Origin of the sequence: Chryseobacterium sp. WX (assembly GCF_029542485.1) — a bacterium.
Lineage (GTDB): Bacteria > Bacteroidota > Bacteroidia > Flavobacteriales > Weeksellaceae > Chryseobacterium > Chryseobacterium cucumeris.
In genome coordinates, this window is sequence record NZ_CP120710.1 from 261,160 (window position 1) to 275,778 (window position 14,619).

Genomic DNA, 14,619 nt, shown 5'->3' on the forward strand with positions numbered 1-14,619 from the left:
GTTATTTCTTGATCAATTCTTATTCAAACTTACAAAACTTTTCAGGATCATAGAATCTCCACAGCAAAGCAATCCTGAGAATATTTTTGCTGTGAAGAAGATCATATTAAGCCAGAATCGTTTTGGGTTCCAGGTAAGCTTCCAATCCGAATACACCAAACTCACGTCCGATACCGCTTTGTTTGAAACCTCCGAAAGGCGCATAAGGATCGTGGGCAAACCCATTAATGCAGATTCTTCCGGCATCAATCTGTGCGGCTACACGTTCTGCATGTTCTTGGTTGGCAGAACTGATATAAGCTGCAAGACCATATGTAGTATCATTGGCAATAGCAATGGCTTCCTCTTCATTGGCATAAGGAATAATAGACAGTACAGGTCCGAAAATTTCCTCTTGCGCAATACGCATATCATTACGGACATTGGTAAAGATGGTCGCTTTCACGAAATTACCACTTTCAAGACCTTCCGGTTTGCCTTCACCACCTGCAAGCAGAACAGCACCTTCTTCCTGTCCCAGACGGATATAACTTTGTACTCTTTCAAATTGTTTTACACTCACCATAGGTCCTACAAGAGTGTCTTCTTCGTCAGGATTTCCTACTTTTACTTGTCCTGCGGCTTTTTTAGCAAGTTCATTTACCTCCTCCAGCCTGTTTTGAGGAACCAGCAATCGGGTAGGGGCGATGCAAGCCTGGCCATTGTTCATATAAGCCCCGAAAACGGCCGTAGGAATTGCTTTTTCAAAATCGGCATCTTCCAGGATAATATTAGGAGACTTCCCTCCAAGTTCTAAGGTTACTCTTTTCATCGTATCTACAGCTCCTTTAGCAATCGCTTTTCCCGTTAATGTAGATCCTGTGAAAGATATTTTAGCGATATCAGGATGCTGGGTAATTTCATTTCCCACTACATTTCCTAATCCGTTAACGATGTTGAAAACTCCTTCCGGTAAACCTGCTTCATGAAAACATTCGGTAAGCAGCTGGGTTTGTGCCGCACTCATCTCACTGGGTTTGATCACAGCTGTACATCCTGCAGCGATGGCAGTGGCCAGTTTATTACAGATAAAGCTGTTGCTGGCATTCCATGGGGTAATGATTCCAACTACACCTAAAGATTCAAAACGTACTTTAGAATGTCCCACCGTTCTTTCGAAATCATAAGATTCCAAGGTATTGATGGTGGCTGTAAAGGCTGAGATTGCATTTTGGACACTCATTCTGCTGAACTGTAAAGTTCCTCCATATTCATTCACCATAACAGCAACCAACTCATCTTCTCTTTTGCTTACAGCATCGTGTAGTTTTCTGAGAAAATGGATCCTTTCTTCCTTTGTTGTTTTTGAAAAAGTTGAAAAAGCTTTCTTTGCTGCTGCAATGGCCATTCTGGTATCTTCTTCATTTCCCAGAACCACTTCTCCGGTTTTTTGGTTAGTAACGGGATTGATAAGATCAAAAGTTTCTGTTCCTCTTGGCGTAACAAATTCGCCATTGATGTAAATTTTATTAATCTGATTCATTTTTGATGATTTTAATACCACAAAGTTCGGCAGAAACGGAAAAGACGGGTTTGTTGTAAAGTTCAATTTTTCTTTGTTGTATGGTCCATTTTAGAGATTGTCCATTTGGTTTTTTGAATTTACCTGTGAGAAATGCTCTGTTCTTCGATAAAATTGACTACTTTTATCATAACCAAGTAAATAAAACGTTTTGAGAACCACTCTTAAACTTATTTTCGCTTAGTATCAGTCTCAGTAACCACAGGCTGATCGTTCTTTCGTTTGGGTAATTCTGCCCGAACAGGTTTTTATTTCATCATATTATTTATCGTATTCACTGTTAAAGGTGACTTTATCTCTGCTATTCCGGCTTTGACCAATGCTATTGATCAAAACTTTACTACAGAGAAAAACTATAGCTTACCTGATCTTTGAATAATACTACAGAGGTATACCTTTCTGTATGCGTGAATAATATGGAAAAAATCCAACAAAGAATATTAAGCACGATTATAAGTAATGAATACCCAATATATCTGGGAGGTAAAAGCGAAAAATACTCCCTTACTCAAAAAGAAATGCAATCAATGTAACAGCGACAGATTTCAATGCAGCGATAAATTCAGACTGAATGCCCAGAAAAAGAATATTGATATATGGCTGATTTACCGGTGTGTAAAATGCAGCAATACCTATAATATGACCGTATTTTCAAGAATCAGAACAGAATCAATCAGTAAAGAAATATTCCGTAAATTCTCAGAAAACAATGTGGAAACTGCCTGGCAATACGCTTTCTCACAGGAAATGAGAAGAAAAAATAATCTGGAAGCCGACTGGGAAAGTGTGGAATATGAAATTCTGTACCCAAATCTTCCCGTAGAAGATCTTATGAATAGGGAAGATGAGTTCATTTCTTTTCAAATACAGTCTTCTTTTGATTTTAATATGAGAGTCTCAACAGTCATGCGAATCTGTTTAGGGCTTTCATCATCTAAACTGAACCTCTTGCTTGCTTCAGGTAAGGTTTACTTTAATGAGAAGCCTCTTCAAAAGAAATATAAGTTCAAGAATGGAGATATTGTTGATATCAACAGGCAGGAGCTGATCAATATTTATCTTATCGGAAAAGAAAATTTTTTCTCAACACAGTAAATGATCAATCATTATAAAAGCCTTCCGGTTGTTGATCGGGAGGCTTTTTATTGAGTTCACTTTATGTATTTCATTTGGATTAATCCCACGTATTTTGGGTTGAAACTGCGTATTTTCCGGCACCGGTAAAGAAAAAACTTAGACTTACGAGCATATAAATCACAAGCAGTTCCAACGCCCAGCCTCCAAAGTCATTAAGCTTGAAAATATTGGCTGTTTGCGCCAGTAGAGTAGCCGTGAAGCAATTGGCAGCAAAGATTAATCCTGCCAGACGGGCCCGGAATCCTAAGATCAACAGTACAGGAGCTATAATTTCTCCCACAAATACACCATAGGCAAAGAATGATGGTAAGCCGTACATGATCATCATGTCCTCAATAAACCCAATTCCGTGAATCAACTTACTGATTCCATAAACAGACATGGGAAATCCGATTGCTATTCTTATAATCAGCATTCCTAAATCAATGTTCTTTTTCATTTCTTATCATTATTTAAAAGTTATATTTTACAAATGCCCCGATATTTTCCAGGGTCTTTTTTCCGTTATTAAACTGATCAAAATTGGAAGCCACTCCGTACATCATTTTATTCTGTTTTACTCCTAATCTGACAAACTGTAACCCTCTGGGGTATCCGCTGTCATCAAGATTCCCAATAGCGAGTACACTGAAGTATCCTTTGAAATTTTCTGTCAGATATGGGGTGTATTCAAATGATACAGACTGTTCAAGAGAAAATCCTTTCTGATACGTAGTTCCTATAGAGTAGGAAAGTGAATAGGAGGACTGGATGATTTTATATTGCAGGTAAATACTGAGAAATGCGCCGGGATTTTTCATTCCCAATGCCGCATTGGCACTCAGTCTTTTGGTAAGATTATACGAGAGGGTATTTCTGATGAAGAATATGTTTTCTTTATCTTTGGTATATTCTGTATCAAATAGGGTAAGATTGTTCAGTTTCAACCGTTCATTCAGCTGATAATTGATATTGTGCATATAAGTATAGGAGCGATGTCCTAAAACAAGATCCGGGGTATAGGAAAGCTGCTGTGCATTCAGGCTCAGGGAAGCTGATGCAAGAGCTGTTATAGCGATAATTTTTGCCTTCATATTTCACTCATTAAATTTCTGTGAGCAAAATTATTCAGGCCGGAACGGAATAAACTTAAGAAATCTTAAGAAACGTCAGACTGGTGTTTTTTTCTCAGATAGCTAAGGTATTCTACGGTGATTCCGAGGTAGGAAGCGATCATGTATTGAGGAAAACGCTGTTCGATATTACGGTAAGTAGTGACAAATGTTCTGTATTTGGTGTAGGCATCAACACGGGAATGTTCAAAGGTTCTTTCCTGTAAAGTAACATAGGCAGATTGCATTTTCAGGCGCCAGAATTCTGAGACAGCCGGAACTTCTTTGTACAATAATTCCAGATTATTTTTACTGATCTGGATGATGCTGGTATCTTCATTAGCCTGAATAAACATTCTTGAAGGTAGCTCACTCAGATAGCTGTAAAGATCATTCACCCACCAGTTTTCAATGCCCAGCTGAGTGGTATTTTCTTTTCCTTTTTCATCAATGTGGTACGCATAGAGGCTTCCTTGTGCAATGAAACGCATATGTCTGGAAACCTGTCCTTCGCGAAGCAGATAATCTTTCTTTTTAAGTTGTATAATTTCTAATTTGGAACTAATACAGTCAATATCATTATCTTTTAAAGAGACAATTTCTCTAAAGTGTTCTATGAGTTGTGAAACTATTGTATCTGTATCCATCATTAGATTTTGTACGTATAGGCACAAATTTACGCAAATATTAAATTACGGAAGTAAGATGAAACGATTATACATAAGAAGACCACAATTTATCATGTAAATTGTGGTCTTCCTCAACTAAGAACTATTTAACTACGATTCTGTTTTCAAATAACCATAATGTAAAACAGTTTCCTTTCCGAATAAGCTTGAGAAAATATTCTGAAACTCATGGATATATTTACACTTTATGGCGTTCCCGTATATTTTCAGCCCTTCCAGTATTTTTCTGGAACTCAGGTCTATATCATATTTTATAAAAGCTTCCGGTCTTTCATACCGTATACTCTGATCTGAACTGTCTGTTCGTGAAAAGCCGAGCTTTTCAAGCCATTCTTCCGTTATTTTAATCGGTTTAATGGATGCTGCCGGGACCGAAATACTTTGAATATCATTTTCAATTTTAACAAAATAAGCCTGTTCGACATTTTGAAAGATCTCAGCAATGGTATAAATCTGATTTTTATACTCAACCAAGTTCTTGATTTTTAGATCTGCTACGTTCATAATATTTTGATTTTAAATGGTGATATGGTCTTTAGTAAAATAGCAAATAGTATGCCCGACATTGCATTGTTAAATCTTGTTTTGAAGGATATTAGGTTAAATTTTTGATATAAAAAATTAATAATACGTTAAAATAGTACATTATACGTGAATTGTCCCATAATCATGAAATATTGGATGTGGTATCTATGTGGTATTAGTTTTTTATTCCCGCTTTTGGATTGGTATTAATAGTGGTAAGAAGAAGAGCGGTTATAACACTTATCATAAGAACTCCTATAAAAACATTCCAGGAATAAGCATGAAGCAGGTAGCCGGTACCACTTCCCAGAATACTTGAACCAAAATAATAAAAAAGCCAGTAAATAGAAGTAGCAGAAGATTTTCCTCGTTTGGCATACAGTGCGGTCATCTGGCTGGCCATAGTATGAGCAGCGAAGAATGAAAGGGTGAAAAGCCCGAGTCCGAAAATAAGGATATAAATGTTTTCAGACAGCAATAAAGCAGCTCCGATAATCATAGTCAGAATGGATGCTTTAAGGATATTATTCATGGGAAACCTCCTTGAAAGACGGCCTACGATCATCGTTCCAAAGACGCCAAAAATATACATCAGAAAGATAAAAGCAATGATAAAGTGGCTTAATGAAAATGGTTTAGCCTCTAGTCTGAATGTCAGGTAATTATAAACACTCACGAAAACACCCATTAATAATGCTGCAGTACAATATAAACGCAGCATGTAAGGATTTGTAAGGAAAAATTTCATCTGTTTTACCTTAAGATGATAATCTGTTTTCTGAGAATTGAAAAATTTTGATTCCGGAAACAGTTTCCAGAATACGGCACCAAGAATAAAACTTTCTATACCGATCAGAAGAACAGCATTACGCCATCCGAATTCCCCTGCAAAAAGAGTCGCCATTATCCTTCCGCTCATTCCACCGATTGTATTTCCGCTAAGATACATACTGATGGCTGCAGGTACTGCCAGAGCATCCACTTCTTCTGTAAGGTAGGCAAGGGCAACTGCTGAGACGCCTGAAACAACAAATCCTTTCAATACTCCGATAGCAATGAGCAGACTTAAACTTGGAATCCAGGTAGAAATAATAGTCAGAATGGCAGATGAAATCAGCGAAAAAACCATAAGACTTTTTCTGGAATAGCTGTCTGCTTTAAAAGCAAAAAACAGTAATCCCAATGCCATACCTATTGTGGATGATGAAACCAGCAGGGAAGTATCACCTACAGACACTCCGAACTGCTCTGCAACCATAGGCAGCATCGGCTGGAAAAGATAAAGCTGTGCAAAAACCGAAAGTCCTGAAAAGAAAATACAAAGTTTTATATATCGGAAACGTGAGCTTCCCTGAAGTGCTTTTTCAGATGAATTCATGATTTTTTTGCATTAAAATGCAGTGGTTTGATGGAAAAATTAAGTGATGTAAATTTCCTGATTATTTTCCGAATTTAAAAATCATTATCTCAATGATATTGATTGGCGAAACAAATCAATGAAGCTGCAGACTGTTGATGTACTCTGAAGGAGTAATATTCTCCATCTGTTTGAAAACTCTGTTGAAGGTGGACTGATTAGAAAATCCTGCTTCTGTGTAAATATACATGAGGGTTACCTTTTCAAGGTCATTTTCATTAAGCAGTTTTTTTACACATTCAATTCTGTGCATATTCAGGTAATTATTGAAGTTGGGATATCCTTTTGTACGAATTGATTTTGAGATATAACTGCTGTTAATATCCATTTCTGTAGAAAGCTTTGAAATATTAAAATTAACATCTTTATACAGCTGTTTCTCTCTCATCACTGATTCAATTTTTTCAAACAGTTCATCCGCAAAAGGAGCTTTGTCTGCTGTAGGAACCGGCTGTATTGCTGTACTCTGGGCTTTCTCCTCAATTTCAAGGTAAATTTCAACCCGTTTTATTTTATCCTTAAAATAGAGCAGGAGTGCAATGACTGCTACATTGGAAATCATAAGGATGGTATCGGTAATTCTTACATCTTCTGGTTGGTGTATCGGGAATTTAAAGCTGAAAGATTTAGAAATAAGGTATCCCGCTATAATATTCAGCAAAACATATATGCTGTAAATAAAAACATACTTTCTTTGAAAGAAAACATAGGCTGCCAGCGGAATCGGAATAAGCCAGACAAAACTCGCTATAGAATTGTTCCAGAATGCCAGCATAATGTAAAAATTATAAAGTGTCGCAATAATAATGTAGGAATGCACCATGACATTCACCGAGTAGGATTTGCGTACAATCAGATATGTATAGACCATTAAAAAAAGTCCTCCGAAAAGATACCAGGCCATTATTTTATCGGGAATAATAAAAGTAAATATTAAACCAAATAGGGCAAGAATAACAGACATCAGAATATTATAATAATACACCAGCTGTCTTTTGTACTGTTCAATTTTTATGTCTTTTTCGGTGGTCATTTGTGGCAGAAGGTAATTTTAAATCATTCCAATATTTTCTCTTAACAGTCAGATTTCAGAAAATGACTGGTTTAACTTTCTGGTTATTAGAAATTTGTGTTTTATGAGCTGTTTCCTGTTTTTCATTGATTATTCATGGATTTGATTTGTCAGTCCGGATAACTTTGCACCAGCTAGCTCAACAAAGGCTGATTGATGATCTTTCAATTAACCCTAAACGATTTATTCAATTTTTAAATAAATCAAATAATTTTTAAACAAATATACTAAAATGAAAAAAATAAAATTACCTCTTGCCAGCATTATGATGTGTTTTTCAATAGCGGCATTTTCCCAGGTTGGGATCAATACAGATTCCCCTAAAGTAACTTTGCATGTAGAAGGAAAGCCCGATGTGGCTACTGCGGCTGACGGAGTGATGGCTCCCCGAATGACAGGAGATCAGTTAAGAGCTAAAGATAATGTTTATCTGGCAGCTCAGACTGGAGCTTTGGTGTATGTAACACAGGCTGTAACTGTTCCTTCTGTAAAAACAGCAAAAGTAGATAAAGCCGGCTATTATATGTTCAACGGAACTACCTGGAAATTTGCTTTTGGGGGACAAGATAATGATATTCCCATTGGAGATTTAATCTATTATCACGGAAGCATTCCTGCAGGTACTTCGGGAGCCAATACATTGGCCAGCACCTATCTTACTGATCTTCCGGTTTTGGGAGGTTTTCTAAGACTTGATGCACAATTCAACAGCAGTTCGGCAGGTACGGGAGCGGCTACCACTTTTAATCCGAGACTTTACAATGTAGGAACTTCAGATGTGAAAATCTGGGTTTCGGAAATGTCTACCCATACCGGTGATTCTGATAATGGAAATATTAAATTATCACCGGGAGCTTACAGACAATTTGATGATGGTGTTTATCTTACCCAGACCCATAATGAGACGGTAACATTTGATATTACAGTACAGGAACCGGAGCCAAGATGGTACAGAGTGTATTATGCATTCCGTGTAGATAATAAATCTACAACAGGAAGCAGCGATGCTACAACCACAGATTCCAATACTTCTGATAATACAAGGGAGTTATTTCTCTCTGTACAGAGACTGTACTAGTACACCGACAGATGATTCTAAAAATACAATGATAAAAAATAACGCATAAAAAATCAATGGGTTAGCTGTTAAAATCTCATGAGATTTGTGTTTTTTCTGGGGTTGGAATACTATGGATTTCCGGCCCCGTTTTAATGCATCATTTCATAGACTTTGATCAGTTCAGCAATATTTCCAACATTAAGCTTTTGAAAAATTCTTTTTTTATAAGTGCTTACTGTAGACATTTGAATATTGAGCCTGTTGGCGATTTCCAGATTGCCATTACCGTCCGCCAGAAGTTTGAAGATTTCGTATTCCCTGGATGATAACTTCTCTACGGGATTATTTCTTTTGTTTTGAATAATAAGACCAATCAGCTCTGCGGGGTAGAAATATCCCTTTTCAATGACCGTTTTCACCGCATTTTTAATTTCCTCTTCACTGCTTTGTTTATTCAGATAGCCTTCAGCCCCTTCCCTGATATATTGGATGGCTACATCTTTATCATATCCTGAGAATATGAGAATTTTAAGGTCATTCTGTATATCTTTAAGCTCCGGAACCATTTTTTTATATTGGGTTCCTGGCATATCAATGTCTAAAATAATTAGGTCATACCGCTGATCTTCAAGTTTCTTTTTCACCTGGTCATAATTTTCAGCAAAATCTATATTCAGACCCGGATAAGCAGTTTCAAGAACCAGACAGGTTCCTGCTCTTACTACATAATGATCATCAGCAATTAAAATTTTTTCATTCATAAAGATTAGTTTTTTTTGAGCGTTACTTCCACAACAGTTCCCTTAGGATGGTTTTGCCTGAAATTCATTTCAGCATTGATCTTTTTTACCAGATGGATAACCATATGCAGACCCAATCCTTTTCCTTTAAAACTGGGGGTTTCCAGTTTTGGATTTCTGAACAGATTCATATAGATAGCAATCTGTTCCTCAGACATTCCTGTTCCTGTGTCACTAATTATTATTGTGGATTTTTGTAGATTTTCGGTAATCCTAAGGGTAATGTTTCCCTGAGAGGTATTCTTAACAGCATTATCAAGGAGGTTATGAATAATGGCTGTTAAAATACTTTCATTTACCCTGGAATAGATGACGCCCTCAGTAAGATTGGTGATCGTAGTTCCTTTTTCTTTGGCAATTTCACAGAACAGTTTATTCTTGGTCTCCAGGATTCTGTTGATGGGATATTCCTTTTCTTCGAAAATATTTTCAGCCTTATAGAGCTCAGTGTATTCTTTCAAATTCAGGGTAAACTGATACAGCTGTTCGGAAGATTTATAAATACTGTCAAAGTATTTTTTCTGAAGTTCTACATCATCAGATTCATGTAATTTCTGAGAAAGCATAGCAATAAATCTGATGGGAGTGGTAATGTCATGACTGATAGTTTCCACCAGTTTCTTCTGATATTCTGTTTCTTTCTGCAGGTTGTTTTTTACGAGCTCCAGGTGAAGAGAGGTTTCCTTCAGTTCAGAGTTTTTATTATGAACAATCTGTTTTAAAGCTTTATTTTTTATCCTGAGAAAATTCGTGGTTAACTGAACGATAATGATGATGATAATAAGGATAATAATGGACGCAGACACTCTGAAAAGCAAGGTCTGATAAAAAAGAGGCTGAATTTTAAAATGTATTACCTTTTCTTCATATTTCCCGTCAGCAGAAATCAATACTCTTACCCTCAGGGTGTAATCTCCGGGAGAAAGGTTGCTGATGGTGTATTTTAATTCTTTTCCTGTGGCAATCTTTTCCCATTCGGTATTTTCTTTTCCTGATATTTTTGCTTCAATGTAAAGGTTTTCAGGATTGGAAAAATAAGGAATATCAATAAAGACATCCGCTGTTTTGTAATCATTTTTCAAATCAAGGATCTGATGAAAATACTGAGGCTCAGAATTTCCGATTTTTACCCGTTCAATATAAATGTTATTTCTTCCCGGATAATAAGTCTGAATACTTTCCGGATTGAAAAATACAAAGCCGTCCATTGAAGGAAATACAAAATCTCCGTTCGGAAGAGCGTAGGCGTTAGGCTCCGAGCTTCCATTAAATTCATTGGTCAGGAAACCGTCTTTTTTGGTGAAACGATAATAAAAAACAGGAGTTTTTTTGCCTTCCGCATACTGCAGTAATTGTTTTTTAGCGACCTTAAACATCCCGTTATTCGACGAAATCCAATAATATCCCTTCTGGTCTTCAAGAATATAATGAGCCGACTGGAGATAATTGTTCATATCGTTTGGCATCTTGATCAGCTTATGATTTCTGAATAGATAGAAGCCGTTTTTCTCTGTTGTAATCCATATCAGATTATCTTTTGTCCTGATAATACTTTTGACATGAATATTTTTGATCAAAGGAGTTATGGTATTGCTTCGTAGTGCTATGGAATAAAGGCCGTCGCTGTTTCCGGTCAGAATTTCATTCTCATTATATTGATGAAAAATATTGACAAAACTTTTAAAAGTATAGGTGTAATCCGGCTGGCTGAATATATCCTTTTTGTACAGATGGAGTTGAGTGCCTGAAAGATCTGTGAAGGTAGTGCCGTAAAGGCTTCCGCTTTTCATAAATGTTTCAAGTCCCTTTTTAACAAAAGTGGAATCCTTTTTTTTATATCCCGAATTTTTATAAAACCTGACGATATGGTTTCTCTTTTTGATCAGAATATTTCCGGAATTGTCATACATCATCAGATAATTGTCATTGTTTCCGAAAAGATGGCTGTTTACAATTCCGTTTCTTCCGAATTCTGTTCCGTCCTCAGCAATAATTGTACTTTGGCTGAAAGGAAGAGATGCGAAATATACATTGCTGGAAAAATCAGCTTCTTTTCTCGATACATAGAAATTGGAAAGCTGAAGAACATTCAGACCATTATTCAGCGTTCCCAGGTACAATTTGTTGAACGCTTTATCATAGAACATCGAGCAGTAGGAATGATTTCCGATTTCTTCAAAATTGACAAGAAATTTTAAACGGAGATCCTTTTCGTTACCTTCTAAAAGATAAATATTGTCGTGGTTGATAATAAAAGTCTGATTGGTAATCTGCTGCCAGTATATTTTCGTATCAGGGTGGTTAAAAAGTGTAGGTTGATCAGAAACAGAAAGCTGCCCCTTGTAGATGGAGTAGGTCTTTCTTTTTTTCAGATCATTGACGAAAAGGTGATTATTCAGTACAAAGATGTAATTCAGGTCTTTATTGGTAAAAGGGAAAGCAATTTTTATTTCCTTTTTTCCTTCCTTATAGATGATGGCATTCTTTTCTGTAAAATGATAAACAGAATTTCTAAGCTGAATAAAATACTGGACGTCATTATAGAAATCCGATGTAATGATATTATTGGCAATACGGTGCAGGATATCGGTACCATTGCAATAGGTCATTTTATCACCCTTAGTAAGGCTTGCCAGTTTAGGAAACCTGTTTCTGATAATAATTTTATTTTCCTGGAAATTATTAAGAACGGTGATGCTGTCAAGGCACGGATCTCCTATAAATTCGCCAAAATGAAGATTATTTACCCTGAAATTATTAAAGGTAATAAAAGAACTCCCGTCATACCTTACCAGTCCGTTTTCAGTAGAAATCCAGATGAAGCCATATTTGTCTTTGACAATGGCCTTTGCACTGCTTTGGGGAAGCCCGTTATCTATGTTATACCACGTAGATGTATAGTGCTGCCCGAAAATGTTTAGATAGATACAAGCAAAAATTAATGCCCAAACTCTCATATATGTGCAAAACTGATCTATATCTGCTGCTAATGCAATAGACGGTTAATAATAGTATTTGTACAAGTCAAAGTTTTTTTAAAAGGCAGGAACGATTGAGAATAAATTTTTATCATTGAAGTTTTCTGGTCTTTTGTGTTTTATATTTTTTGATCGTGTAAAAATAGTGAAATTATGGCGATAAATTAGTATTGCATATTTTGTTTTCTATAAGTTTTATCATGTATTGCAGACAATAAGCCATTCAATTTTTTTTGACACATTGTTGTATTTCAATAATAAGTGATAAATTTATATCACATTCATTTTAAATTATCTTTTATAGACCTCTGTATTGTGCTGGATTTCTGAATTGTTTTAGAATTTTATAAATGAGAAATATTATCATGTCTGAATAATTTTATTAGTTTTTATATTAATGGTTAAAGTTTAATTTAATTTGTTTTGTAGTAAAACTTCGACAAAAAAAAGATGGTTTATTCTACATGATAACTTTGTCAGGGCTTATGGATATTCATATTTTTGCAAAAATATTCTCACAACAATTAAGAAGCTTTATTGTCTAAATAATGATTCTAAGAACACAAACGGTTTTTATCTCAACAACAAAAGAGACTGTTTACTTTTAGTACAGTCTCTTTTTTATTTTAAAATATTCAGAATCCCTTTTTAAATCAAAAAACCTCCCGGAAATGGTGGGAGGTAAATAAAATTGACTGTATATTGAAGTGTAATTCAATCGTTATTGATGGGTTTCAAGCCACTTGAGTCTGCGCTGATCCGGCAGGTGTTTTACTCTGAAGTTTTCAAAAACAGCATTGAATCCTTCTCCGTCAGGACAGGCTGCCATTAATCCAACCATTACAGGAATGTTATCCTGAAAAGGCGCATTCCGCATCATGATATAATTTTTATCATCAAAAGAATACAATATCTCAACAGCATCCAGTCTTCTCACCGCTTTTATCCATATGGCAGGAGGTGCTTTTTCTAATGTAATGACACTCCAGTCACTTTTATTGTGGGTGACTACAGTGCTGAGATTGTACTTGCCATCTACAAATTCTACTCCGGCTTTGATATAATGTTCCTGATCTGTTCTCAGCATAAGACCCATCTGGTCAAATCTTGCTTTATAACTGCCGGCTATTTTTACTTTTGCCTCAAATTCGCCGCCATATGTGGTGTAGTAGAAAGGAGCGTCATCTACAGTAAATCCATAATGTGAAACCCTCCAGTAATCGCTCTGTGGTGTTACAAACATAGAAAGGCTGTTGTTTTTGATTTCCCATTTTTCAGGTTCATTAAACCAGGTCATTTTCTCAAGACTCTGGGCGGAAAACTTTTGAATCAGGGATAAGGCGCAAAAGCAGAAAATCAGTTTCTTCATTCTCTTTGGGATAAGTTCTAAGGGTAAATTATTATTTTAGCAAAAGTATTATTAAACTTCATTTGCGTCAATACTGATAAATAACCATTATGGAAATCCGTGAACAGCTTAGTGATCAATTACTGGATAGCGCCTTGAAAAAATGCCAGCTTGATCTAGAGATCTATAAACAGAGAGCGTTAGCATACTCTCAGATGGAAGGTGCAATATGTGTACTGAGCGATATGCAGGAGAATAAAAGCTTTATTTATAAATCTGCGGCAGCAGATGAACTTGGGCTAAAGATGGAGGAAAACCCTGCGGAAATAGACTCCATCTGGGAAGAAGATATGCTGAAAAAGATACACCCTGATGACCGCCTGAAAAAATACATCCATGAACTCCGTTTTTTCAAATTGCTGGAGACCATGGAAATAGAAGAACGTACGGCATATAGTGTGGTTTCAAAAATAAGGATGAAGGATAAAAATGAAGACTACAGATGGGTGAAACACCGTATGTTTTATATTTATTCGCCCGATAACGGCAGACTTAGGCTTGCTCTTTGTCTTTATAATATTGCATTGACTTCATCCGGTGCTCCTGATTTTATGATTGTCAATATAATCAAAGGGGAAGTGGTTGTAAAAGATAAGCTCGATTATAAAAATATTTTAAGCCCCAGAGAATTAGAAGTTTTAAAATGTGTAGGAGAGGGATATGCAAGCAAAGAAATTGCAGGCCTGCTTTCTATAAGCGTCAATACGGTAAACAGACACCGTCAGAATATCCTGGAAAAGCTGAAAGTAAAAAATTCTATACAAGCTTTTAAAGACAGTTTTTCTTAAATATCCAGCTTGAAATATCCGAAAAGCTTACCTTTTTACTTTGTATCTTAATGATTAAATTTATATCTTGAATACACATTAGCAAGAAACATA

The 14,619-nt window shown here is 36.1% G+C and carries 13 protein-coding genes; 3 read left to right on the top strand and 10 right to left on the bottom strand.

Annotated elements, in window-relative coordinates; all coding sequences use genetic code 11:
* Positions 1-106 precede the first annotated feature (106 nt).
* On the bottom strand, positions 107-1,522 hold the full coding sequence (locus PZ898_RS01175) for an aldehyde dehydrogenase family protein (RefSeq protein ID WP_277694582.1): 1,416 nt from the start codon (positions 1,520-1,522) through the stop codon (positions 107-109).
* Between the two features lie 498 nt (positions 1,523-2,020).
* On the opposite strand from PZ898_RS01175, the gene PZ898_RS01180 reads away from it, so the two are divergent.
* Positions 2,021-2,656, top strand: coding sequence for a DUF1062 domain-containing protein (locus PZ898_RS01180; protein ID WP_277694583.1), 636 nt, complete (start codon positions 2,021-2,023; stop codon positions 2,654-2,656).
* A 79-nt stretch (positions 2,657-2,735) separates the two neighbouring features.
* On the opposite strand, the gene PZ898_RS01185 is transcribed toward PZ898_RS01180, so the two are convergent.
* The 6 genes from PZ898_RS01185 to PZ898_RS01210 form a co-directional block, all read right to left on the bottom strand.
* Positions 2,736-3,137 (bottom strand): DoxX family protein, encoded by a 402-nt coding sequence (locus tag PZ898_RS01185; protein WP_062670394.1) that lies wholly within the window; start codon positions 3,135-3,137, stop codon positions 2,736-2,738.
* 13 nt (positions 3,138-3,150) lie between these two features.
* Entirely contained in the window at positions 3,151-3,771 is a 621-nt protein-coding gene (locus PZ898_RS01190; protein ID WP_277694584.1) for a hypothetical protein, read from the bottom strand.
* 65 nt (positions 3,772-3,836) lie between these two features.
* Positions 3,837-4,439 carry a Crp/Fnr family transcriptional regulator gene (locus PZ898_RS01195; protein ID WP_277694585.1) on the bottom strand — a complete coding sequence of 201 codons (603 nt, stop codon included), beginning with the start codon at positions 4,437-4,439 and terminating at the stop codon, positions 3,837-3,839.
* Positions 4,440-4,568: 129 nt separating this feature from the next.
* Positions 4,569-4,982, bottom strand: coding sequence for a hypothetical protein (locus PZ898_RS01200; RefSeq protein WP_062670388.1), 414 nt, complete (start codon positions 4,980-4,982; stop codon positions 4,569-4,571).
* A gap of 196 nt (positions 4,983-5,178) precedes the next feature.
* On the bottom strand, positions 5,179-6,381 hold the full coding sequence (locus PZ898_RS01205) for an MFS transporter (protein ID WP_062670386.1): 1,203 nt from the start codon (positions 6,379-6,381) through the stop codon (positions 5,179-5,181).
* Positions 6,382-6,496: 115 nt separating this feature from the next.
* Positions 6,497-7,453 (bottom strand): helix-turn-helix domain-containing protein, encoded by a 957-nt coding sequence (locus PZ898_RS01210; protein ID WP_277694586.1) that lies wholly within the window; start codon positions 7,451-7,453, stop codon positions 6,497-6,499.
* 271 nt (positions 7,454-7,724) lie between these two features.
* Here PZ898_RS01210 and PZ898_RS01215 point away from each other — a divergent pair, with 271 nt between their 5' ends.
* Entirely contained in the window at positions 7,725-8,570 is an 846-nt protein-coding gene (locus PZ898_RS01215) for a hypothetical protein (protein ID WP_062670381.1), read from the top strand.
* Positions 8,571-8,701: 131 nt separating this feature from the next.
* Here the strand turns inward: PZ898_RS01215 and PZ898_RS01220 are convergent, their stop codons facing one another.
* From PZ898_RS01220 to PZ898_RS01230, 3 genes are all read right to left on the bottom strand, one after another.
* A complete protein-coding gene (locus tag PZ898_RS01220) occupies positions 8,702-9,313 on the bottom strand; it encodes a response regulator transcription factor (RefSeq protein ID WP_062670379.1) in 612 nt (203 codons plus the stop codon).
* A 5-nt stretch (positions 9,314-9,318) separates the two neighbouring features.
* On the bottom strand, positions 9,319-12,309 hold the full coding sequence (locus PZ898_RS01225; protein WP_277694587.1) for a sensor histidine kinase: 2,991 nt from the start codon (positions 12,307-12,309) through the stop codon (positions 9,319-9,321).
* A 742-nt stretch (positions 12,310-13,051) separates the two neighbouring features.
* The gene (locus tag PZ898_RS01230; RefSeq protein WP_123278459.1) at positions 13,052-13,699 is read right to left on the bottom strand and encodes a DUF1349 domain-containing protein; all 648 of its coding nucleotides are present in this window, start codon (positions 13,697-13,699) and stop codon (positions 13,052-13,054) included.
* Positions 13,700-13,788: 89 nt separating this feature from the next.
* On the opposite strand from PZ898_RS01230, the gene PZ898_RS01235 reads away from it, so the two are divergent.
* Positions 13,789-14,526 (top strand): LuxR C-terminal-related transcriptional regulator, encoded by a 738-nt coding sequence (locus tag PZ898_RS01235; RefSeq protein WP_062670372.1) that lies wholly within the window; start codon positions 13,789-13,791, stop codon positions 14,524-14,526.
* Positions 14,527-14,619 lie beyond the last annotated feature (93 nt).